We start from the raw sequence: 21,352 nt of genomic DNA, 5'->3' as shown, positions 1-21,352 counted from the left end.
TCGCGTGTCGCGGCGGTCGGTGTCACTCACCCACCGCGACGAAACGCCACACGGTCCCGTCGTCCTCCTCGTCGGACTCCGCGTCACCCTGACCGGCGTCGACCTGCACACCGGCGGGCTCCAGCGTCTCGAGGAGGCGGGTACGAATCGCCGAACTGAGGTAGTTGTGGTGGAGATCGAGCTTCTTCAGGTGCGTCAGCGGCTGGCCCGACAGCAGTGCCGTCGCGCCGTCGTCCGTGAGTACGCCCATGGAGATGTCGAGATCCTCCAGGCGCGCCACGATGGGGGCCGACGCCAGTGCCCGGCACACGTCGTCCTGGATCTCGCTGTTGCGCAGGCCGAGGCGGATCAGGCTGGGCAGCCGGTCACCCGCGAAGAACGGCTCCAGGTCGGAGACATCGGCATCGCCTCCGTACTCCGAGGTGCCCAGCCACAGGTCGAGCGCCACCAGGGCGGGCAGGTCGCTGCCGGCGATGCCGCGCACCGCCTCGACGGGCATGCCGCCGGTCTCGACGGTCAGACTGCGCAGCCGCTCGTGCCGGACGGCGGGGAAGACGAGCTGATTGCCACCCCGGACGCCGAACTGCTCCAGGGCCGGGAAGGCCTGGAGGAGGGGGGTCACGTCACCCTGGACGATCCAGGAGATCTCACACTCCTCCATGACGATGTCGCCGAGGAACAGACCGCGCAGTGCGGGCAGTTGGTCACGTGCGGCCACCAGGGCGCCGATCACCGCGTCCGGGGCCGTGTCGTACACCTCGCTCCACGCGCCGACGATCAGCGCCCGCACCTGCCGCGAGTCCACCGCCGCCAGGAAGCGCGCGAACGCGTCCTGCCACTCCTCCTCACTGTCGTAGGCGTCCACGGCGATGCGCCAGGCCACCGAATCGGGAGCGGGAAGCGACTCCGCCTCCGACGACGAGTCGCCGGCGTCGGGGAAGGTGAAGGCCGGCAGGCCGTGGAACTCCTTGAGGTGGCTACCGATGGTCATGCGGACCCGCTCCTTCGTACTGCTTCCGGTGGATCGACGATCGTGGTGAGTCCCGCCCGCGGACCACACCCAGGTAGAGGAGTTCTACCAAGTCCCACTGACATCGCGGCCAACAGGGGTCGCCACTTGTGGACGGCAGAGGAGACGAAAGCGGAGTACAGCGGCTCGAAGGCCCACCGGGCTCACCACGACGCCCGTTCAACAGGGGCATCACACACACGTCTGAGGCCGATTGTCAGTGGTCCCCCCTACCGTCCTTTCCACGGCACATCCCGGTGCCGCGACGGGAGGGAGAACCATGTTCCGCCAAGGAGACGTGCTGATCGTGCCGTTGGACGAGAAGGCGGTGCCGGAGCACGCCCTCGCGGCGCCGTCCGAACCGCGGGACGGCCGCGGACGGCTGGTCCTGGCACTCGGTGAGGTCACCGGACACGCCCATGCCGTGGTCGGACCCGGACGGCTGATCCGCGAAGCCGGAGTGTTCGGCCCGATGCTGCTGCACGTTCCCGACGGCGCGCGGGTCGTCCACGAGGAACACGGACCCATCTCGCTGCACAGAGGCTGGTACCGGGTGATTCGCCAGCGGGAGTACGTGCCGGGATCGGTACGGATCGTCGCCGACTGACACGCCGGGGCGGCGCACGCTGCCGACGCGGAACGGCGCGTGGCAGCGCGGGGGCACCTCAGGCGGCGACGGACCGACAGGACCCACAAGCTCCGCGTGCTGTGCGGACACCTTGAGAACTCGGAGAGGAACGGCGTGATGGAGCAGGGAAGTTGGCGGGCCGCGGCAGTGCGGACGGGAGCGGGGGACCGGACCTCCGCCGAAGAAGGCGTCCGGCTGGCCTACCGGCAGGCGGGGCTCGACGCGCCCGCCCGCATCGTCTGGGCACGCTCGCCGCATGAGGCCGTGCGCATCCTCAGGGGGACCGCACCCGCCGACGGAACGAGCCTGGGCGACACCGGCCCCAGCGTGCGCGAGGCGGTCGTCGGCAGGCCCTGGGCGGCGGCACGCGATCGCGCCCACCGGCAACTCGGCCCCGAAGGATGGAGCGGTCACTGGCGGGCCACCGGAGCGGCCCTGTGGGAGTCGACCCGCACACTGACCGAGCGGGTGCGGTCGGGGATCGTCGAGGACCTCGCGACCGGCCGGCACGAGGAGAGCCTGATCCGACTGCTGCTCCTGGACGCGGCCCTGGGCCAGCACGACGCGCCATGGCTCAGCGCCTTCGATGCCGGCGACACCGGCCCCCTCGCCGGAATCGCCGCGGTGGCCCGCGACGCCGGCTGGTGGTGGCCCTACGAGAAAGTGGCGGTCATCAGCGAACGACCGCTGAGCCTGCACCGCGACGAGGCCGGCCGCCTGGACAGAGGTGACGGCCCGGCACTGGCCTACGGCGACGGCTTCGAACTGTACGCGTGGCGTGGAATGCCCGTCCCGAGCACCTTCCTCGACGAACTCACCGAGCTGACACCCGAGCGGATCCGCGACGAGGAGAACGCCGAACTGCGCCGCGTCATGCTGGAGCACTACGGCTACGACCGCTACCTCGAAGAGTCCGGCGCCGTTCCGGTGCACCGCGACGAGACGGGCGTGCTGTGGCGCGTCGAACTGGTCGGCGACGAGGACGTGGTGATGGTGGAGGTCATCAACTCCACCCCGGAACCGGACGGCACGAGCCGCACCTACTGGCTCCGCGTCCCACCCTCGACCCGCACGGCTCGTGAGGGTGTCGCCTGGACGTTCGGACTCGGTGCCGAAGTGTATGAACCGGCGCAGGAGACGTGAGGGCGGTGGTGGACCTGCCGCCAGTGACGCTGTCCGCTCCGGCGGAGCCGCTCAGAGGTCCGTCCTTTCGCGGTCGCGGCTCCTGTCCGGATCATGACCTCATTTCCGCCTCTTCCCTTACGAACCAAGGATATTGGAGGATTCGCACATGAACCTGCACGCAACCGGACCGACCGCCGACGCGGCGGCCACATACCTCGCAGCGTTCCAAGAACGGCTCACGACCGACGGTTGCACGGTGACCTCGCCGCACTGGAACGACTCCCGCGTGGTGATCGGCTGCCGGGCCGACCGCAAGGCCCGCTGGTTCGGAACGAAGGCCGAACTGTTCGTCTTCGCGACCGCCGTCCCCACGATCGACGCGGCCACCCTCGGCGCCTTCACCGTATGGGCCATGGAATACGCCAAGAGCCTGCGCGGCGGCATACCGGGTGCACGCAACGCGGCACTCGTGCTCCCCGCCCTGGTGAGTGGGCACGTCCGTCCCGAGGCCGCCCGCTGGGCCGCTCAGGACGCCCGCATACTCGACACGACACTGATCAGCCGCCCCATCACGGTCGAGACCACCCCGTCCGGCACACACACCACGATGTACCGGGGCCGGACCCGCTGGGGAGGCATGTTCACGAACCACGTGCTGGAGAAGGCGGCTCTGTATTTCCCGTGAGCACTCGACTGGGCCTCTGAAGAAGTACGGAGTGTCGGCCGGAGCACCACCTGCCAGACTGGCGGCATGAGCAAGCCCCGGACGATGGACGAGTACGTCGGTCGCTACGCCGGACGGGCCCGCGAGCACGAGGAGGACGGCGTGCTGTGGATGTGACGGCAAGGGCAATTACGTCGGAGTCGGGGCCCCCGCGCGCGGGGGCACGAGCGCATGGCGCGAACTGGTATCGGGGAGACTGCCACGTCCACTCCGTGTACTCGGACGGCGAGCTCGCTCCTGAACAGTTGGCCGCCGATGCTCGCGCTGTGGGGCTCGACTTCCTTGCCACGACGGAGCACAACACCGCAAGCGCGCATGGGATCTGGGCGTCCCTTGCCTCGGACGGCCTGCTGATCCTCTTGGGTGAAGAGGTGACCACCAAGACCGGGCACTGGCTGGCACTCGGCATAGCGCCAGGGGAGTTGATCGAGTGGGACTACGGAGTGGGCGACGATCTCATCGGCCGAGGCCTGCGTCAGGTCCGTGACTCCGGTGGAATCTCTGTGGCTGCGCACCCCCACGCGCCGTATCCGTCAGGCAGCTTCATGTACTCGTACGAAGGGTTCGACGCGGTCGAGGTGTGGAACGGCCTGTGGGCGTCGGAGCGACCGTGGAACGCGGACAACGAAGCCGCACTCGCCGCGTGGGGTCAGGCTCTCGTGCAGGGGAGCCGCACGGGCCGCTGGCGGCCTGCCATCGGCAACAGCGACACCCACCTCGAGGGCCAGATCGGCGTCCCGCACACGGTCGTACTCGCCGAGGAACTCGGCGCAGCGGCCATACTGGACGGCTTACGTGCAGGCCGCAGCTGGATCGCGGAGGCATCAACTGTCGCTCTGTCACTCTCGGCCGTCGCGGCAGGGCACACCGCGGGGATCGGCGAACGCCTGTCTGCACAGGGGGAATCCGTCAGAGTGCGTGTCCGTGTGAGTGGTGTCCCCCGGGCGACGGTCAGTTTTCACACCGACCGTGGCGAAGTGCACTGTGAGGCGTTGTCCGGCGCCGGCACGGGCACCCTCGCATGGCATACGAGGTCGGAAGACTCGGCGTTCGTCCGGATCGAGGTGCGTCATCCCCACGGTGGCATGGCCGCTCTCACGAATCCGATCCTGCTGACCTGACCGCGTACATATGCTTGGCGACCGCGCGGTGTCACCCGCAGGCCAGTGTCAGCCGACGGTGCCCGTCTGCCGCGACCGTCGGGTGCGGCAGCCGATGACGAGGAGATGTGCGATGACGACCACCGCCCGCGCGAGCGTGCAGCACGAGGACGAGCAGGTGCGAGTGACCCGCTGGGACTTCGAGCCCGGGGAGAGCACGGGCCGGCACGTCCACGCGTACGACTACGTCGTGGTCCCCGTGACCGACGGCCGGACCGACATCGTCACCCCCGACGGCACGACCACCTCCTCGGAGCTGCGGGCAGGGGAGTCCTACGCGCGCCCGGCGGGCGGGGAACACGAGGTCGTCAACGCCGGCGGCTCGGCCCTGGCTTTCGTCGAGATCGAACTCAAGCGGAAGTAGCGGCAGGTTCCCGTCGCCGTGGGGCAGGTTGTCACGGCCCTGTGGTGCCCGGGCCACTGAGCGCCGGGGTGGCCGGCCCGGCCGGAGACCAGCGGTTCACGCCGGGAGTCCGTCGAGGAAGTCGGCGATCAGCGGGGCGATCTCGGGCAGGTGGTCCTCCAGGGCGAAGTGCCCGGTCGGGAACAGGTGCACCTGGGCGCCGGGTACGTCCCGCGTGTAGGCGTGGGCACCCGCCTCGACGAAGAACTGGTCACCCGTGCCCCACACGACCAGCAACGGGGGCTGGTGTTCGCGCAGCCACGCCTGCCACGCCGGGTAGGCGGCGACGTTGCTCTTGTAGTCGTAGGCCAGGGCGAGTTGGGCTCGCTTGCGCCCTGGCTGATCGAGAAAGTACTGGTCCAGCAGCCAGCCGTCCGGCGCGATCAGTTCAGGGTGCGCCGTTCCGGTCTCGTACTGCGCCCGGGTGGCCTCCAGGGTGAACAGGTCAAGGATCGTCCGCTCGGCGCCGGGGGTGTCGGGGGTGAGGGCGGTGAAGGCGCGGGCCATGTCCGACAGGCCCTCCTCGTAGGCGTTTCCGTTCTGCACGACCAGCCCGGTGATCCGCTCCGGGTGGCGAGTTGCGTGGCGAAGCCCGACGGGGGCGCCGAAGTCGAACACGTAGAGCGCGTACCGGCTCAGACCGAGGGCATCGGTGAAGCCGTCGAGGACATCGGCGAGACGGTCGAAGGTGTGGACGAAGTCCTCGGGCGCGTCGGTGTGACCGAAACCGGGATAGTCGGGGGCGATGAGCCGGTAGCGCCTGCCCAGGGTGTCCATGAGGCGGCGGAACTGGTGCGAGCCGGACGGGAAGCCATGCAGGAGCAGCAGAACCGGAGCATCGGCGTGCTGGGGGAGTGACTCCCGGTAGAAGACCTCCACGTCTCCGACCGTGATGCGGCGGTGGGCGACCTGGGCGGGGAGGAACGGCGGGAGCGAGCTGTGGGACGTCACGTCACATGCCTCCTTGGCGGGATGATGCATTAGTTCTAGCCGCATCCTTCTAATGCGTCAATGGCCTCATGTAGCATTAGGCCATGGATGATCACGGCCCCTTGGTCGGCGAACCGCTCGCCCTCGACCTGATCAACACCCGCCCGATCGATCCGAACGGACGGGCCGATCTCATCGACACCCCGCGACGACTGGCCGCATGGCTGGCGCTGCAGGACGACCGCATGCCGGCCATGGCCCGCGGCCTCAGACCGGGGCCGGCCGACCTCCCCGCGCTCCACGCGGTGCGCGCCGCCACCGAGGCCGTGGTGCGGGCGCTTCTGGACCACGACGAACCGCCGCCGTCCGCCCTGCGTGATCTGACCGCTGCCCAGCGTGCGGCGCCGTCCGTCCGTGAACTCGCCTGGGACGGAGGCGTGGTGACGGCCGAGCCGCGTCGCGCAGGGGCACCCGGGGCGATTCTCGCCGCGGTCTTCGCCGAGGCCGCGGCCGACCTCCTCACCGGCTCGGGCATGGAGAAGGTCCGGGAGTGCGAGGCCGCCGACTGCGTCATGCTCTTCCGGCCGGCCCACCCGCGACGCCGCTGGTGCTCCCCGACCCGCTGCGGTAACCGTGCCCGGGTCGCCCGCTACTACCAGCGGCACAAGCCCCCGGTCGGCTAGGCCGGGGCTTCGTCGCAGGCGCGATTCCAGGGCGGGTCTTGGTCCACCGGTGTCAGGCAGGCTCCGAGTCAGGGCTTCTGTGCCGGTTGGCCTGGAAGCGCGCCTTCTTCTGGCGATTCCCGCAGGTGTTCATGTCGCACCATTTGCGGGTGCGGCTCTGGCTGGTGTCGAAGAAGGCGGCTCGGCAGGTCGGTGACGCGCACAGGGCCAGTCTTCCGTCTCGTTCGCCCGCGATGATGCCGATCGCGTCGGCGGCGATCACGCCGAGGGCGTCCTCGACGCAGGAGGCCGAGCTGAGCCGCCACCGCCGCCGGCCCTCGGGCGTCAGGATCGCCGCGGCCCGCCCCTGGGCGCTGCGGTCATTGATGACGTGGACGGCCGACGCGGGAAGAGCGTCGTGGCGCGCGGCCGCGGTCGCGGCGGCGTGGATCGACTCCCTCAGCTCACGGGCGAGGTCCAGCTGTGCAGCGGTGCAGGAGTCCACGGCGAGGCCGTTCACTTCCAGCCAGTCGACGAGTCGGTGCGGTGCGGGAATGCGTTCCACGGCGCTGCCGTGACGCTCGGAAAGGGTCCCGGTGAAGCTGGTCGCCAGCACGCTACCGAGGCGGAATTCAGGGAACTCAGCACGCATGGAACCACCTTAGCCGGTTGCGGCAGGGCCGGGACTCCTGTTAGAACCGGCTTAGCCGGTTCCGCGATGGCCAGGAGGTCTCATGCCCCGTCCCAGCAGCGACGTGCAAGCATTTGAAGCCCACACACCTGACGCCGACCTCGACGATCTGCGCGCGCGGCTGGCCGCGGCACGGCTGCCGGAGGCCGAGACGGTCCGTCAGGCCGCGCCCGGAGCCCGTCGATGGGAACAGGGTGTTCCTCTCGCCGATCTCGTCGAAGTCGTGAACTACTGGCGGACCGGGTACAACTGGCGGTCCTTCGCGGAGCGTCTCGACCGAATCGGCCAGTTCCGTACGACCATCGACGGTCTGGGGATCCACTTCCTGCACCGCCGGTCCGCGCGCGAGGACGCCGTTCCGCTGATCCTGACGCACGGCTGGCCGGGCAGCGTCGCCGAGTTCACCGATGTGGTGGACGAGCTGGCGGATCCGGACGACGCGGACGCGCCGGCGTTCCACGTCGTGGTCCCGTCGCTCCCGGGTTTCGGCTACAGCGACAAGCCGGCCACCACCGGGTGGGGGACCGAGAAGATCGCGGCCGCATGGGTCGAACTGATGGGAAGGCTCGGCTACGGCACGTTCGCAGCCCACGGCGGCGATTGGGGAGGAAACATCACCACGGTTCTCGGCGGCCGGTTCCCGGCGCACGTCCTCGGCATCCACACGACGTTCGCGGAGGCACCGCCCGGGTCCACGACGGACGGGCTGACGGCGACCGAGCGTCGCTGGACCGAGGAGACCCGCGATTTCTGGCGCCACCGGGCGGCGTACGCGAAGCAGCAGGCGACGCGACCGCAGACCATCGGCTACGCGCTCGTCGACTCACCGGTCGGGCTTCTCGCCTGGATCCTCGACAAGTTCGCCGAGTGGACGGATACCGAGGACAGTCCGTTCGAGACGATTTCCATGGACAGGGTTCTTGACGACGTCACCCTTTATTGGCTGACGCGGACCGGAGCATCGGCGGCCCGCATCTACTACGAAAGCCACAACTCGCTGGACCCCGAACTCCGGGTCGACGTCCCGTCGGCAATCACCATGTATCCCCGCGACATCGAGAAGTGCCCGCGTCCGTGGGCGCAGGAACGGTACCGGCAGATCGTCCGATGGGGCTCACCCGAACGCGGGGGACATTTCCCGTCGCTGGAGGTTCCCGATTATTTCGTCGACGATCTTCGCGAGGGGCTCACGGCCGTACTGGCCGCGCATCGGTGAAGGAGAGGCGAGCGCCCGGACCGCCGTCGACGACCGGCGATCCGGGCGCTCCGTCCGTGCTGTCGGCGCCGTCAGCCGGCCGGCTGAAGGTCGGTGATCTTGCGCGTCTGGAGGTCGGACTGGACCTTGATCTTGGTGACTTCCGGGTTCTGGCCGTCGCTCCAGGTCAGCGTGACCAGCGACGTCGCGTGACCGGCGCCGGAACCGGTGTAGGTGACGCTCCACTTCACCGGCACGTTCTGGGCGAACAGGATGCCGTCGGCGTGCTCCTTCGCTTCGAAGGCGGCCACGGTCTTCTGTTCCGCGGGGCTCAGGTAGAACTTCCGCAGAGCCTTGGCGTTCGCGGAGGCCGCCGGGTCTTCGTTGTCCCAGATGGAGTCGATGTAGGCGCCGTAGAAGTCGGCGACGCGCGTGGTGGCCGCGCGAGGGTCACCCTGGACGGCCGTGGCTGTCGCCGCGCTCTGTGTGCCCGGCTGCTGACTGGTACCGGCAAGGGCGGGGGTGATCGCGCCGAGCGAAAGGGCGGCGGCGATACCGGCGGCGGCGAACAATGTGGTGCGGACACGAGTACGCATTGGATGAAAACCTTCCCCGTTTTCGGAATCCCGATAAAACCCGCGGTATTCCCGCGGGCGCTTGGTCGTCCTGTAAGAGCGCTGGAGCGACGGAATGGTTGCGCATGGGCGGCGCTGTTTTTGTACAGCAGGGAATTCGGGAAAGGTTGTAGCCGCGCAGGGAAAGGAACCGTAAAAAGGGGCTCGGGGAGTGAAACGTGAGCTGGACGCGCGCCGGGTGTGCCCCATGGCGCCCCTTGCCGCGGGATGACCGGCGGCCTGTTCGTGACCGATCATGAGGCACCGGGCCGAGCCCGGTGCCGGGGGCATGACTGGAGCGTCACGAACGCGACGGGGGATCAATGGTGCGACGGTGGCTGGTGACGGGGTGTTCGTCGGGACTGGGTCAGGCGTTGGCCGAGGCCGCGGCGCGGGCTGGAGACATGGTGGCGGTGACCGCTCGCGACGTCGCCAGGCTGGAGGGACTGCGCAGCGCCTGGCCCGAGCAGATCGTCCCGATCCCCTTGGAGCTGCGTGACGCCGGCCAGTGCGAGGAGGCGGTCCGGACGGCCACCGGCCGGCTGGGCGGCATCGACGTACTGGTGAACAACGCGGGGGCGGGCCTGTTCGGCGCGGTCGAGGAAGTCTCGGACGCCGAGGTGCGGGACCAGTTGGAGACCTTGGTCGTCGCCCCCTGGCGTCTGGTGCGGCTCGTCCTCCCGCTCATGCGGGCCCAGGGCCGCGGACACATCGTCAACGTCTCGTCCCTGACCGGCCGGATCGCGTTTCCCGGGTTGGGCGCGTACGCCGCGGGAAAGTACGCCTTGGAGGGGATGAGTCAGGCGCTGGCCGCGGAGGTGGCCCCGGACGGCATTCGCGTCACGGTCGTCGAACCCGGCTGCTTCGCCACCCACTACGGAACGACCGTCTCCGAGTCGGAGCGCCGCCTGTCCGCCTACACGGACACGACCTCCGGGACGCTCGACGGGCTGCGCGCGATGGCCGACGATCCCGCCACCGGACGCCCGGAGGACTACGCGGCCCGCGTACTGGACATCGTCACCGGCGACGGCCCGACCCCGTTGCGCATCCCGATCGGTGACGACGCCTACATGTACCTCGAAGCGGCGGAACAGGCGTCCCGCGAGGAACTCGCCGCCGCTCGGGTTCTCGTACAGGGGGCGTCGGTTCAGTCCGTACCGGAGCAGGAGGAGGATCCGTCGGCGGAGCGCGCTGCCTGAGCCTCCTGGAGGGGTGAGTCCGGGCACTGTCCGGTCGGCGGTCGGGAGCGAGCCATGCTCCGCGGACCGTCGGCCACCCCGACGGTCAAGGCCGCTCCCGGCGTGGCAGAGTGTGCGTGTGCCGACCACTGATTCCGCCCGCGCGGCCGACGCCGCCGACGTCTCCCACGCCGCGAACGAGACGGGCGCGGCATACGGCGCGTCCGGTCGTCCCGTCGATCTGCGCAGCGACACCGTCACCCGGCCCAGCGACGCGATGCGGCGGGCCATGGCCGAGGCCGAGGTCGGAGACGACGTCTTCGGTGACGACCCCACCGTCAACGCGCTGCAGGAGCGAATCGCCGGACTCCTCGGATTCGAGGACGCGCTGTTCGTCTCCTCGGGAACGCAGAGCAACCTGTGCGCCCTGCTGACCCACTGCGGTCGGGGGGACGAGTACATCGCCGGCCAGATGGCCCACCTGTACCGGTGGGAAGGCGGTGGCGCCGCGGTGCTCGGAGGCATCCAGCCCCAGCCGCTGCCGCATCGGGCGGACGGGACACTGGACCCGCAGGACATCGCCGCCACCGTGAAGCCGGACGATCCGCACTTCGCGCGGACCCGGCTGCTCTGCCTGGAGAACACCATCGGTGGCCGCGCGGTGTCCCCGGACTACCTGAAGACGGCGACGGGACTCGCCCGCGATCACGGGCTCGCCACGCACCTCGACGGGGCGCGGCTCTTCAACGCCGCGGTGGCCTCCGGAGACGATCCGTACGCGCAGGCACGACTGATCGCCGGTCACTTCGACAGTGTCTCCGTCTGCTTCAGCAAGGGCCTGGGCGCACCCGTCGGCTCGGCACTCGTCGGATCCAGGGAGTTCGTGAACGGTGCGCGGCGCTGGCGCAAGGTCCTGGGGGGCGGGATGCGGCAGGCCGGCGTGCTGGCGGCCGCGGCACTCCACGCGCTCGACCACCATGTGGCGCGACTCGCGGACGACCACGCGCACGCAGCCCTGTTCGCCGACGGCCTGAAGGACCTGGAAGGCCTGACCATCGAGCCCAGCGGCACCAACATGGTCTTCGCGACGTCCGCCCCTGGCATCGACACCGAGGACCTGAGCGACCGGCTGGCGCGCCGGGGCCTGCTGTGCGCTGGATACCCGGGACAACTGCGCTTCGTGTTCCACCTCGACGTGACCCGCGCGGACACGGAGCGCGCGGTGCGGATCGTCCGCGAGACCCTGGCCGAGACGGCAACTCGCTGATTCCGTAGGACTGTTCGTCTCTACGCCCCTCCCGCCGGCCATGCGCGGGCGTTGACGGGGCGAAGCTTCGCGTGCCGCCGCGGGCTGACTTCCGGCGTGGTCGCCGCGCTCTCACCGCGACGCGCGCCCGCCCTCGCCGCGCTCTCCGACGTGGCGACCGGCCGTGAGGCGGCCTACGAGGTCAGCTGCTCACGCGCGCCGTGCCCGATGTGCGCGCCGACGGCACATTCCGGCTCGCTGATCTCGGCCCACACCGCGTCGAGGGAGAGGCCGAGGACCTCGGCGATCGCCGCGATGGTCGAGAAACTGGGAGTCGCCACGCGGCCCGTCTCGATCTTCCGGAGCGTCTCCGGTGAGACGCGTGCGTCGAGGGCGGTGGCGAGCATCGAGCGGTTTCCCCGTGCGCGCCGCAGGAGGGCGCCGAGGCGCTGACCGCGTGCGACCTCTGCGGGAGTGAGCGGCGTCCTGACCATGAGGCGATTCTAGTACCGGTATAGTTCAACCGGTATTGTTATTGGTTGCATGAGAAGGGCGTCGCATGATCGAGATCCTGAACCCCACCCTGCTGACCCGGGCCAAAGTCACCGGCGCCCTGGTCGCGGACATCCTGCAGACGCTGAAGAGCCGTTGCGTGGTCGGCACGAATCTGCTGGACGTCGACCGGTGGGCCAAGGCGATGATCCTCGACGCCGGGGCGCAGTCCTGTTACGTCGACTACGCACCGTCCTTCGGGCGCGGCCCGTTCGGCCACTACATCTGCACCGCCGTCAATGACGCCGTGCTCCACGGCCGGCCGTACGACTACACCCTCGCCGACGGTGATCTGCTCACCCTCGACCTCGCCGTCTCTCAGGACGGCGTCGCCGCCGACGCCGCCATCAGCTTCCTCGTGGGGGACGTGAAGCCCCCGGAGAGCGTGGCGATGATCGACGCCACCGAACGGGCACTGGCCGCGGGGATCGCCGCTGCCCGGCCCGGGGCCCGCATCGGAGATCTCTCCCACGCGATCGGCACGGTGCTGAGTGAGGCCGGATACCCCATCAACACCGAGTTCGGCGGCCACGGCATCGGGTCGACGATGCACCAGGACCCGCATGTCGCGAACACCGGCCGTCCCGGCCGGGGATACAAACTGCGCCCGGGACTGCTGCTGGCACTGGAGCCGTGGGTCATGGCGGACACCGCCGAACTCGTCACCGACGACGACGGATGGACACTCCGCAGCGCGACGGGCTGCCGCACAGCGCACAGCGAACACACCATCGCCATCACCGACGACGGGGCCGAGATCCTCACCCTGGCGCGGTAGCGGGGCCTCTCCGGCGAGTGAGGAGATCGTCCGGCGTCGGGAGGATCTCGGCGACCGAACCGAACCGACGCGACGTGAACCGAACCGACGCGACGTGAACCGAGCCGACGCGACGTGAACCGAACGGACCGCGTGAGCGCGGGCAACAGCCGCGCCGGCAACGTCTGTTCCCGGCGCTCTCGCGTGGTGGTGCCGAGGCGGGGGCCGACGGGCGTCAGATCGGGTTGAGGCGGGCCTTGAGGAGGCAGAACTCGTTGCCTTCCGGGTCCGCGAGGACATGCCACTGTTCCTCGCCGGTCTGACCGATGTCGGCCGGGCGGGCGCCGAGCCCGAGGAGGCGTTCGAGTTCGGCGTCCTGATCGCGGTCGGTCGCGTTGACGTCGATGTGCAGCCGGGACTTGCCCTGTTCCGGCTCGTCCCTGCGGCTGAGGAAGAGCGTCGGCTGCGCGCCGCCGAACCCCTCGCGAGGACCGATCTCCATCGAGCCGTCCTCCTCACGACTGAGGACGACGAAATCCAGGACCTCGCACCAGAACCGCGCCAGCACCTCAGGGTCGCGGCAACCGAGCACGAGTTCACCGATACGACATGCCATGGAGGAAGACCCGCTCTCAACGACGGAGCTGCCGGGACGCCCGCTCTGATCCGCGTGGCTCCCGGCAGCGGGGACAATCCCGCGACCGTACCGGACGGGACGAGCACGGGCGAAGGGAATCAGGCCCCGAGTTCACGTCGCTCGTCGAGTGCCTTCCGGTCCGCCGGTGGACGAGAACCGGTACCCCGTGAAGTCGGCGAGATGGACGTAACCGACGCGCTGGTAAAGGGCGTTGCTGGTCGGATTGCGCGGGTCCGCGAACAGCACGACGTCCGTCGCCCCCGCCGCCAACGCGGCGCCGCTCACCTCGACCGTCACCGCGCCCGCATACCCGCGACCCCGGAAGCGGGCCGGTGTGGAGACCGGGTCGACCCGGACCATCCCGCCGATCATCGACGTGGAACCCGCCATGGAGACGGGAGTGCCGTCCAGGGTCTCCCAGAACGTGAAGTGCTTGTCCGCGAAACGGGTGCTGCCCCAGGAGCCGGCGTCAAGAGCGTCGATGGTGGCCTGTTCCTCGACGGCGACGCAGAACTCCCGGCACCAGTCGACGACTTGCTCGTGGTCCTCCGGCCCGGCGACACGGCCTCGGCCGTCCGGGCATGGCTGCGGTGGAGTGGGCGTACCGAGACGGTAGAGGTGGGTTCGCCAGAAGGGCGTCGGGACGGCGGCCGTGTGCCGCTGCCATGCCTCGGCGAAAGCCGTGGCGGTGTCGTGGTCCGCGATGACATGGGCAGGGGAGTGTCCGAGGTCGGCCAGATGCGCGGCCAGGCCGTCGGCCTGCTGGACAGAGAGTGGGGTCAGGCCCAGGCGCCCGCCCGGGGTGTAGTAGAAGACGGCGAGCACCTCGTCTCCTGACACCAGTCGGCCGAACACGGGGGCGAACGCGGCGTCGCGGGGGTCAGGCCCGCGTGTCCGCAGCTTCTCGATGTCCGTGAGCACCGTGTTGTGCATCGCCGCCCGCGAGCGCAGGAAGTCTCCGCTTCGGGTGAGGAAGTCGTCCGTTTCGGCGGTGAGTTGCCAGTCGTCCGGGAGCATGCTTCATGATCTCTGAGGTAGTCGGCTCGCGGGAAGCCCTTGGTGCCGGGCCGGGCGTCCGGCCCGGCTCTCGCCGGACCGGACGCACGCGAGACCCGGGCCACCTGCTGTTGTAAGGATCCGCTACGACACCGGTCGTCCGTCCAACTCCCGCTGCCGGGCCGCCAGTGCCCGCTCCAACACCTTCGCCCGGTAGGGATTCGTGACGTCGAGCGCCTTCGCCACGGTCACCGCCTCGTCGAACAGGGCCAGCCGTCGCTCCGGCAACTCGCTCACCCGAGGAGAAGCGCCGGCCTCGACCAGCACGTACGCCAGCTTCGACCCGTACACCTCCGGTTCGACCTGTGTGAGAAGGCGATAGATCCACAGCCCCTCGGTGCCGCGCACCACGCGTCGGTTGGCACTGAGCAGCCGGACTCTCGCCAGTACAACCATGTCCTGATCCACCGATCCCCCTTCGTCCCCACCCCGCGCCGCGCCCGCCGCGCGACGAGACAGCACGGCGAACGCACCGGCAGCCGGGAACGGATGCCGGCACGAACGCCGGAGGGTGGATGACGACGAGTCTGCGGGTGGACCGCCACCGGCGACAAGGCCGAACGGACGTGGCCTCCGTCCTACCGAAACAGCCTCCGAACAGGCATGATGGACCTGACACTCACCAAGATGCCGGGCGTGGACGGCCCGCCTTCGGTGGTGCGCCTCCCGCGGGGCACCTGCTCTCGCCGGACTCAGACGTGTGCGGTGGGCCGGTAGACGAGCTCTTGGATATCGCCGTCGAGCGTGCGGTGCTCGATCAGTTCGAGGTCGAAGTCGGACGCACCCCCGAAGATCGGTTCCAGTCCGGTCCGACCGGTGATGACGGGGAAGAGCGTCACCTGGACGCGGTCCACCAGGCCGGCCGCCATCAGGGCCCGGTTCATCGAGAGGCTGCCGTGCGAGCGCAGCGGCACCGCGGAGTCCTTCTTGAGCCGGGCGACGACATCGACGGCATCGCCGTTCGCGACCTCGGCGTCCGGCCAGTCCAGAGGCCCCTCGAGCGTGCTCGACACCACCGTCGTCGGCAGGTTCCGCATCCGCGTGACCCACGGGTCACGGACGTCGGAGTCCTCGGTGCTCTCGGCCAGCATCCGTGCGAACGCCCGATAGGTGTTGGCGCCGAAGACCATCCGCTGCGCTTCGTCGTACAGGGCGAGCCGGTGGTCCAGGAGTTCCGGCCCCTGCTTGCCCCAGTACCCGGTCCAGTTTCCGCCGGCTGCGCCGAATCCGTCGAGGCTGGAAAAGACGTCGAACGTGTAGGTCACGGTCATGATGGCCTCCTCGAGTGCGGTTGCTCGCGTGCTGTGAATACAGACTGGCAAAAGCGGTGGGACTCATCGCCGTCCGACTCGCGCGGGGACCTTGACGGCCGTCGTGGGCGGTGACCGCGACCACCTGAGAATTGAATGAATGGCCGGAACACCGCGCAGAGTAAGATGAAACGACAAAAATGTGTGGGTAGTGCCGACGGCGGGGTGTGGTGGAGAGCAGGAGCGGGACGCGGTTCGGCCGTCGGCTGAGGGAACTGCGTCAGAGTCGTGGTCTGACGCTGGAGGAGCTGGCCGAGGCGTCCGGTGTCTCGGGACGCGCCATCGGCGACATGGAGCGGGGGCGGAGTCTTCGCCCCCGACGCGGGACGATCGCCGCCCTGGCGCAGGGCCTGGGACTGGACGAGTCGATCCATGCCGACCTGCTGGCGATCGCCCGGGCCTCCCGTCCGGTCGCCGGCCCCTCCGATTCCGTGGTCCCTGCCCATCAGGTGCCGAGGGGCGTCCGTGACTTCGTCGGACGGCGCGCCGAGCTGGACCTGTTGCGGGACGTCGCCCAGCGGCACCTCGCGGACACCGACGCGCCGGACCGGGGTCGCTACGCGGTCGCACCCCCGGTGGCCGTGGTGTTCGGCTCTCCCGGAAGCGGGAAGACCACCCTGGCGATCCGACTGGCCGAAGAATGCGGAACCTCCTTCACGGACGGGGCGTTCCTCGTGGACATGCGGGGTCTGGACGCCCACCCGCTCTCCGTGGACGACGCGGTGGTCCGTCTGCTCGGAGCCTGGGGCGTCGGTGACCTCGACGTGGCGCAGTTGAACAGCGAGGAGCGTCTGGCGCGCTATCACGCGATGGCCGCGGACCTCCGCGCCGTCGTCATCCTGGACAACGCGGCCGGCGAGGCCCAGGTGCGCCCGCTCCTGCCGCGTACGGGCGGGGTGTTGATGGTGGTGACCAGTCGTCGCACCCTGGCGGGCCTGGAAGGTGTCCAGCGTGTCGAACTCGGCGCCCTGAGCGAGCCGGAGTCCGCCTCCCTGCTGCGCGCGGTGGTGGGCGCCGGCCGCGTGGACGCGGAGCCCGAGGCCGCGCGGTCGGTGACGGAACTGTGCGGTCACCTCCCGCTCGCTCTGCGCGTCGCCGCCAACTGGGCCGCCACCCGCTCGAACTGGAGCCTCCACCGCCTGGCCACCCGCCTCAACGACGAGAACCGCAGACTGGACCTGCTCAGCGCCGGCGACCTGCGCGTGAACTCCGCGTTCTCCCTGTCGTACTCACGTCTCGCCGCCGGCGCGGCACGGATGTTCCGGCTGCTCTCGCTCGTACCCGGCGGCGACTTCGGCGTGCCGCTGGCCGCGGTACTCGCGGACACGACGATTCCCGAGGCCGAGGACGTACTGGAGGAGCTGCTGGAGGCCGGGCTGCTCGCGACGCATCACGAGGACCGCTACCGCCTCCACGACCTCCTGTGTCTGTACGCGCGGTCACGGCACCAGGTGGAGGACAGCCCCCAGCGGTCGGCCGCCGACGCGGCACGGCTGCGGGCCTGGCTGCTCGATACGGCCGTCCTCGCCGGCCGTTGGTACGAGCCCGGTTACGGGGCGCCCGCGCCGGATCCGCTGCGTCTGGTGGCCCTGGACAGCCGTCGGCAGGCGTTTCAGTGGATCAAGGCGGAGAGTGCCAACTGGTCGGCGGCCTTCCACGCGGCCGCCGCCGAAGGCGAACACGCCAAGGTGGTCGAAGTCGCCGAGGCCATGCACTGGTTCTCCGACAACTGGGTCTCGTCGGGGCTCTGGGTCGACCTCTACGAGCGGGCGGCCGAGGCGTCCGCGTCGCTCGGAGATCCCGTCCTGGAAGCCACCCACCTGAACTACCTCGCTTGGGCCTACTGGGCCTGTGACCGCCGCCACGACGACGCGGTCGGCGCCGCCGAGCGTGCCCTGGTTCTGGCCGGTACGGCGGGCGACGTCATCCAGGAGGCATGGGCCCACACCTACCTCGGTTCACTCCTGAGCCGCGCCGGTGATCCGTCCCGCGCCGCGGACAGCGCACGCCGGGCCATGGACCTGTTCGCCAAGGCCGACGAGATCAACGGATACCTCCAGGCCTGCAACGTCGCCATCGACAGCCTGGCTTCGGCCGACCGGACCGACGAGGCCATCGAGACCTACGGGGAGGTCATGGCGGTTCTCGCAGACGCCCGGAATATCGACCGCATCCCGTCGAACGTGCGGGACGTCACGGCTCTGATCGCCGCCTACCACCTCTCGTTCGCCTACCTCGCCCGAGAGGACTGGCACCACGTCGTCGACGTTCTCCGGCCGATCGGTGGGCGGTTCGAGGCTCTCGGATGGGACAAGCAGGAGGGCAAGGTCCACCTGTACCTGGCCCGCGCTCTGACCGGGCTCGGTGAACTCGCCGCCGCCACTGCCGAGTTGGAGCACGTTCTCGTACTGGAAGGCCGAGTCCCGCCGGAGCTGGTGGAGGAAGCGCGCTCCCGACTCCAGGCCCCGGCCGAGGAGCGGTCGTCATCCATCGGCACCGACCCCGCATCCTGAAGCCCGAAGCGTTCACGGCGCGCGGGTGACACCAGGCCGCTCACAGCTCCGAAGCGGTCTGCCGCCCCTCCGACCCTCCCGTGGCCAGCCAGTCCCGCGGGGCCATCCCATAGGCCGCGCGAAAGGCACGGCTGAAGTGGCTGGCACTCACGAAGCCCCAGCGGTGGGCGATCGCCGCCACGCCCAGGTCCCTCGCCCGGGGCCGCAGAAGATCCCGGCGGCACCGCTCCAGCCGTTGCGCCCGCATCCATCCACCCACGGTCGTGCCGTCGAGCTGGAACAGCTTGTGCACGTACCGCACCGACATGAAGTTCGCCTCGGCGATCCTGGACGGCGAAAGATCTGGGTCGGACAGATTCCGCACCACGTGCTCCTTCACACGGACCAGTGATGCCGCGGCATGCTCCGGCGCATCGGGAACGAAGCGTCCACAGCGCTCGTCGATGAGCAGGACCAGCAGGTCGAGTGCCGTGGCCGCGACCCTGCCCCCGACGCCGTGGTCGAAGGCCGCCGCCTCGCGGGCGGTCCCGGCCAGGTACGTCGCGAGCAGCGCCGCCGTGCCCTCGTCGCCGGGGAAGGACGTCGCGGTCACGGCCCGCAGATCCTCGTCACGCACCCGCAGCTCATCGCGGGGGAACTGGAACGACGTGAAGCTGAAGCCGTCGGCGAGCTTCTTGCTGAACGGCCGGGACGAATCGCTGAGGGAGAAGCCGCCCGGTGCTATCCGGGACTCGCGGCCGTCCTGCTCCTTCACCGCGGTGCCGCGGTTCTGCAGACTGAGGATCACCGTCTCCCGGCTGTCCCGCGCGATCAGACGCCTGTCGCGCCGCACCACCTGCGGTCCGGCCTGGACGGTGGAGATCCGCAGGGGACCGAGCTGGTGGCTGACGATGGATCCGGGCGACGGTTCGCGTTCGAGGAGTTCGACATCGAGGGGCACGAAGGTGCGGTTGACCGCTTCGTGCCAGCGTGCCGTCCGCTCGGCGGCGGACAGCGGTGCGGTGGACAGGACGGTGGACACCAGGAATCTCCCACGGGCAGCGTGATCGCTCGGCAAAGCAGCCTGTACCGCAATCACACAGCGTCGACGGGGGAGGGACCAGGAAGAGACGGAGGAAGTTTCGCAGCACGGTCCCGCGGACGTCACGGGGGAGGAGCGCCCGCGGGACCGTCGTGGCTACGCGGTCAGCTCGTCGCGCGGACCGCGTCCCGGATCAGGCCGGCGACGTCCACGGGCCGAGACACGGCGACGGCGTGCGAGGCGCCCTCGATCTCGACGGTTGTCGCGCCGGCCCGCTGCGCGCCGAAGCGCTCGACCTCCGGGTTGATCGCCCGGTCCGCTCCGGCGACGAGCGCCCAGCTGGGCTTCGTCCGCCAGGCGGCGGTCGAGGCGGCCTCCGTGAACGACGCCGCGGCCAGCGGGCGTTGGGCGACGGCCAACACCTTGGTGACATCGGCCGGCAGGTCGGCCGCGAAGACGTCGGGGAAGGCCTGCGCCTCGATGGTCACCTCGACGGCGGTCCCGGCACCGTCCACGGGATACGTCGACTGCTGCAGGCTGGTCGCGAGCGGCGAGTCGGCGAAGCGTCCCTGGAGTTCGCCCAGGCTCTCGCCCTCTTCGAGGACGTAGGCGGCGACGTAGACGAGCCCGACGACGTTGTCCGCCGCACCGGCCACGGTGATGACCGCACCGCCGTAGGAGTGTCCGACGAGGACGACGGGGCCGTCGATCTGGGCTGCCACGGACGCCACATACGCGGCGTCGACGGCCAGGCCGCGCAACGGGTTCGGTGGCGCGACCACGGGAATGCCGTGGCTCTGCAGCTCCGCGACGACTCCGGACCAGCTGGCGGCGTCCGCGAACGCGCCGTGGACGAGGACGACGGTGGGTGTGGAGGTGGTCATGTGCTGTTTCTCCCCGTGGGTCTCAGACGGTCTTGAGTGCCGAGCGCAGCGTGCCGATGGCCTGCGTGATGGCGGCCTCGGCGGCGTGGGTCTCGCGCAGGGCGTCGAGCATCACGAAGTCGTGGATGATGCCCTGGTAGCGGACGGCCGTGACCGGGACGCCGGCCTCGCGCAGCTTGTTGGCGTACGCCTCGCCCTCGTCGCGCAGGACGTCGGCCTCGCCGGTGATGACGAGGGCCGGAGGCAGGCCGGTGAGCTGCTCGGTCGTGGCGCGCAGCGGGGAGGCGGTGATCTCGGCGCGCTGGTTCTCGTCGGTCGTGTACTGGTCCCAGAACCACTGCATGCCGTCGCGCCGCAGGAAGTAGCCCGTCGCGAACTGGTGGTACGAGCCCGTCTCGAAATTGGCGTCCGTGACCGGGTAGAACAGGACCTGCGCCACGAGCGGGACGTCGCCCCGTTCCTTCGCCATCAGGGTCAGCGCGGCGGTCATGTTGCCGCCCACGGAGTCCCCGGCCACCGCGATCCGCGAGGCGTCCAGACCCTTGCCCGCGCCCTGTTCGACGATCCAGCGGGCGACGGTGTAGTTCTGCTCGATGGCGACCGGGTAGCGGGCCTCGGGGGAGAGGTCGTACTCCGGGAAGACCACGGCGGCGCGGGCGCCGACGGCCAGTTCGCGCACGAGGCGGTCGTGGGTGTGGGCGTTGCCGAACACCCATCCGGCACCGTGGATGTAGAGGATCACGGGAAGGGTGTCCGTCGCGCCGGCGGGCTTGACGATGCGGGCGCGCACGCTTCCCGTCGGCCCGCCGGAGACGGTGATCCACTCCTCGTCGACGGCAGGCTTCGCGATGTCGCCTCCCTGCACCTCGTCGACGGCCTTGCGGCCCTCGGCGGGAGCCAGGTCGAAGAGGTAGGGCGGCTGGGCGGTCGCCTCGGCGAAGGCGGCAGCCGCAGGTTCCAGCACCGGCGTGATGTCGTCGGCCATGAGAGTCTCCAGGAGTCTTGCTCACACGCCGGTCCGTCCGGCGTGACGACGGCGAGGTTCCGTGCCAGA

The 21,352-nt window shown here is 70.0% G+C and carries 23 protein-coding genes; 11 read left to right on the top strand and 12 right to left on the bottom strand.

What is annotated here, in order from left to right; genetic code table 11:
• Positions 1-22 precede the first annotated feature (22 nt).
• Positions 23-991, bottom strand: coding sequence for an STM4015 family protein (locus tag OG406_RS01850; protein WP_329183503.1), 969 nt, complete (start codon positions 989-991; stop codon positions 23-25).
• A 298-nt stretch (positions 992-1,289) separates the two neighbouring features.
• Here OG406_RS01850 and OG406_RS01845 point away from each other — a divergent pair, with 298 nt between their 5' ends.
• The 5 genes from OG406_RS01845 (at position 1,290) to OG406_RS01825 (ending at position 5,010) form a co-directional block, all read left to right on the top strand.
• Positions 1,290-1,616, top strand: coding sequence for a hypothetical protein (locus tag OG406_RS01845; protein WP_164375860.1), 327 nt, complete (start codon positions 1,290-1,292; stop codon positions 1,614-1,616).
• A 135-nt stretch (positions 1,617-1,751) separates the two neighbouring features.
• Entirely contained in the window at positions 1,752-2,780 is a 1,029-nt protein-coding gene (locus OG406_RS01840; protein WP_443067040.1) for a DUF6745 domain-containing protein, read from the top strand.
• Positions 2,781-2,928: 148 nt separating this feature from the next.
• Positions 2,929-3,447 carry a hypothetical protein gene (locus tag OG406_RS01835; RefSeq protein ID WP_267049798.1) on the top strand — a complete coding sequence of 173 codons (519 nt, stop codon included), beginning with the start codon at positions 2,929-2,931 and terminating at the stop codon, positions 3,445-3,447.
• Positions 3,448-3,593: 146 nt separating this feature from the next.
• Positions 3,594-4,607: a CehA/McbA family metallohydrolase gene (locus OG406_RS01830; RefSeq protein ID WP_443067039.1), complete on the top strand. Its 1,014-nt coding sequence runs from the start codon at positions 3,594-3,596 to the stop codon at positions 4,605-4,607.
• A gap of 112 nt (positions 4,608-4,719) precedes the next feature.
• Complete coding sequence (locus tag OG406_RS01825; RefSeq protein WP_267049799.1) at positions 4,720-5,010, top strand: cupin domain-containing protein; 291 nt, start codon at positions 4,720-4,722, stop codon at positions 5,008-5,010.
• A 96-nt stretch (positions 5,011-5,106) separates the two neighbouring features.
• Here the strand turns inward: OG406_RS01825 and OG406_RS01820 are convergent, their stop codons facing one another.
• Complete coding sequence (locus tag OG406_RS01820; RefSeq protein ID WP_329183498.1) at positions 5,107-6,000, bottom strand: alpha/beta fold hydrolase; 894 nt, start codon at positions 5,998-6,000, stop codon at positions 5,107-5,109.
• Between the two features lie 83 nt (positions 6,001-6,083).
• On the opposite strand from OG406_RS01820, the gene OG406_RS01815 reads away from it, so the two are divergent.
• Entirely contained in the window at positions 6,084-6,662 is a 579-nt protein-coding gene (locus OG406_RS01815; RefSeq protein WP_329183496.1) for a CGNR zinc finger domain-containing protein, read from the top strand.
• A gap of 52 nt (positions 6,663-6,714) precedes the next feature.
• Here OG406_RS01815 and OG406_RS01810 read toward each other — a convergent pair whose 3' ends face one another.
• On the bottom strand, positions 6,715-7,293 hold the full coding sequence (locus tag OG406_RS01810; RefSeq protein ID WP_329183494.1) for a CGNR zinc finger domain-containing protein: 579 nt from the start codon (positions 7,291-7,293) through the stop codon (positions 6,715-6,717).
• An 82-nt stretch (positions 7,294-7,375) separates the two neighbouring features.
• Between OG406_RS01810 and OG406_RS01805 the strand changes: the two genes are divergently transcribed.
• Complete coding sequence (locus tag OG406_RS01805; RefSeq protein WP_329183492.1) at positions 7,376-8,548, top strand: epoxide hydrolase family protein; 1,173 nt, start codon at positions 7,376-7,378, stop codon at positions 8,546-8,548.
• A gap of 71 nt (positions 8,549-8,619) precedes the next feature.
• Here OG406_RS01805 and OG406_RS01800 read toward each other — a convergent pair whose 3' ends face one another.
• Positions 8,620-9,123, bottom strand: coding sequence for a hypothetical protein (locus OG406_RS01800; protein WP_329183490.1), 504 nt, complete (start codon positions 9,121-9,123; stop codon positions 8,620-8,622).
• A gap of 341 nt (positions 9,124-9,464) precedes the next feature.
• Between OG406_RS01800 and OG406_RS01795 the strand changes: the two genes are divergently transcribed.
• Positions 9,465-10,343, top strand: a complete 879-nt coding sequence (locus OG406_RS01795) for an SDR family oxidoreductase (RefSeq protein WP_329183489.1) — start codon at positions 9,465-9,467, stop codon at positions 10,341-10,343.
• 118 nt (positions 10,344-10,461) lie between these two features.
• On the top strand, positions 10,462-11,589 hold the full coding sequence (ltaE, locus tag OG406_RS01790) for a low-specificity L-threonine aldolase (protein ID WP_329183487.1): 1,128 nt from the start codon (positions 10,462-10,464) through the stop codon (positions 11,587-11,589).
• Between the two features lie 173 nt (positions 11,590-11,762).
• Here the strand turns inward: ltaE and OG406_RS01785 are convergent, their stop codons facing one another.
• Positions 11,763-12,062, bottom strand: a complete 300-nt coding sequence (locus OG406_RS01785; RefSeq protein ID WP_266850123.1) for a helix-turn-helix domain-containing protein — start codon at positions 12,060-12,062, stop codon at positions 11,763-11,765.
• A 65-nt stretch (positions 12,063-12,127) separates the two neighbouring features.
• Here OG406_RS01785 and map point away from each other — a divergent pair, with 65 nt between their 5' ends.
• Complete coding sequence (gene map / locus OG406_RS01780; protein ID WP_164375871.1) at positions 12,128-12,898, top strand: type I methionyl aminopeptidase; 771 nt, start codon at positions 12,128-12,130, stop codon at positions 12,896-12,898.
• Positions 12,899-13,112: 214 nt separating this feature from the next.
• Here the strand turns inward: map and OG406_RS01775 are convergent, their stop codons facing one another.
• From OG406_RS01775 to OG406_RS01760, 4 genes are all read right to left on the bottom strand, one after another.
• On the bottom strand, positions 13,113-13,493 hold the full coding sequence (locus OG406_RS01775; protein WP_164375872.1) for a VOC family protein: 381 nt from the start codon (positions 13,491-13,493) through the stop codon (positions 13,113-13,115).
• Positions 13,494-13,625: 132 nt separating this feature from the next.
• Positions 13,626-14,531 (bottom strand): GNAT family N-acetyltransferase, encoded by a 906-nt coding sequence (locus OG406_RS01770; protein ID WP_329183485.1) that lies wholly within the window; start codon positions 14,529-14,531, stop codon positions 13,626-13,628.
• 123 nt (positions 14,532-14,654) lie between these two features.
• Entirely contained in the window at positions 14,655-14,966 is a 312-nt protein-coding gene (locus tag OG406_RS01765; protein WP_203661996.1) for a hypothetical protein, read from the bottom strand.
• Between the two features lie 296 nt (positions 14,967-15,262).
• Positions 15,263-15,841, bottom strand: coding sequence for a dihydrofolate reductase family protein (locus OG406_RS01760; protein WP_329183481.1), 579 nt, complete (start codon positions 15,839-15,841; stop codon positions 15,263-15,265).
• A 209-nt stretch (positions 15,842-16,050) separates the two neighbouring features.
• On the opposite strand from OG406_RS01760, the gene OG406_RS01755 reads away from it, so the two are divergent.
• A complete protein-coding gene (locus tag OG406_RS01755) occupies positions 16,051-18,393 on the top strand; it encodes a helix-turn-helix domain-containing protein (RefSeq protein ID WP_329183479.1) in 2,343 nt (780 codons plus the stop codon).
• Positions 18,394-18,433: 40 nt separating this feature from the next.
• On the opposite strand, the gene OG406_RS01750 is transcribed toward OG406_RS01755, so the two are convergent.
• The 3 genes from OG406_RS01750 to OG406_RS01740 all read right to left on the bottom strand — a co-directional run bounded on the left by OG406_RS01750 (position 18,434) and on the right by OG406_RS01740 (position 21,283).
• Positions 18,434-19,414: a helix-turn-helix domain-containing protein gene (locus OG406_RS01750; protein ID WP_329183477.1), complete on the bottom strand. Its 981-nt coding sequence runs from the start codon at positions 19,412-19,414 to the stop codon at positions 18,434-18,436.
• Positions 19,415-19,578: 164 nt separating this feature from the next.
• Complete coding sequence (locus tag OG406_RS01745) at positions 19,579-20,298, bottom strand: alpha/beta fold hydrolase (RefSeq protein WP_329183475.1); 720 nt, start codon at positions 20,296-20,298, stop codon at positions 19,579-19,581.
• Positions 20,299-20,320: 22 nt separating this feature from the next.
• Entirely contained in the window at positions 20,321-21,283 is a 963-nt protein-coding gene (locus OG406_RS01740; RefSeq protein ID WP_266850117.1) for an alpha/beta hydrolase, read from the bottom strand.
• Between the last annotated feature and the right edge of the window lie 69 nt (positions 21,284-21,352).

Origin of the sequence: Streptomyces sp. NBC_01428 (assembly GCF_036231965.1) — a bacterium.
In the GTDB taxonomy this organism is placed as follows: Bacteria; Actinomycetota; Actinomycetes; order Streptomycetales; family Streptomycetaceae; genus Streptomyces.
The sequence above is the reverse complement of the archived record's forward strand: the minus strand, read 5'-3'. Positions and strand labels throughout refer to the sequence as shown.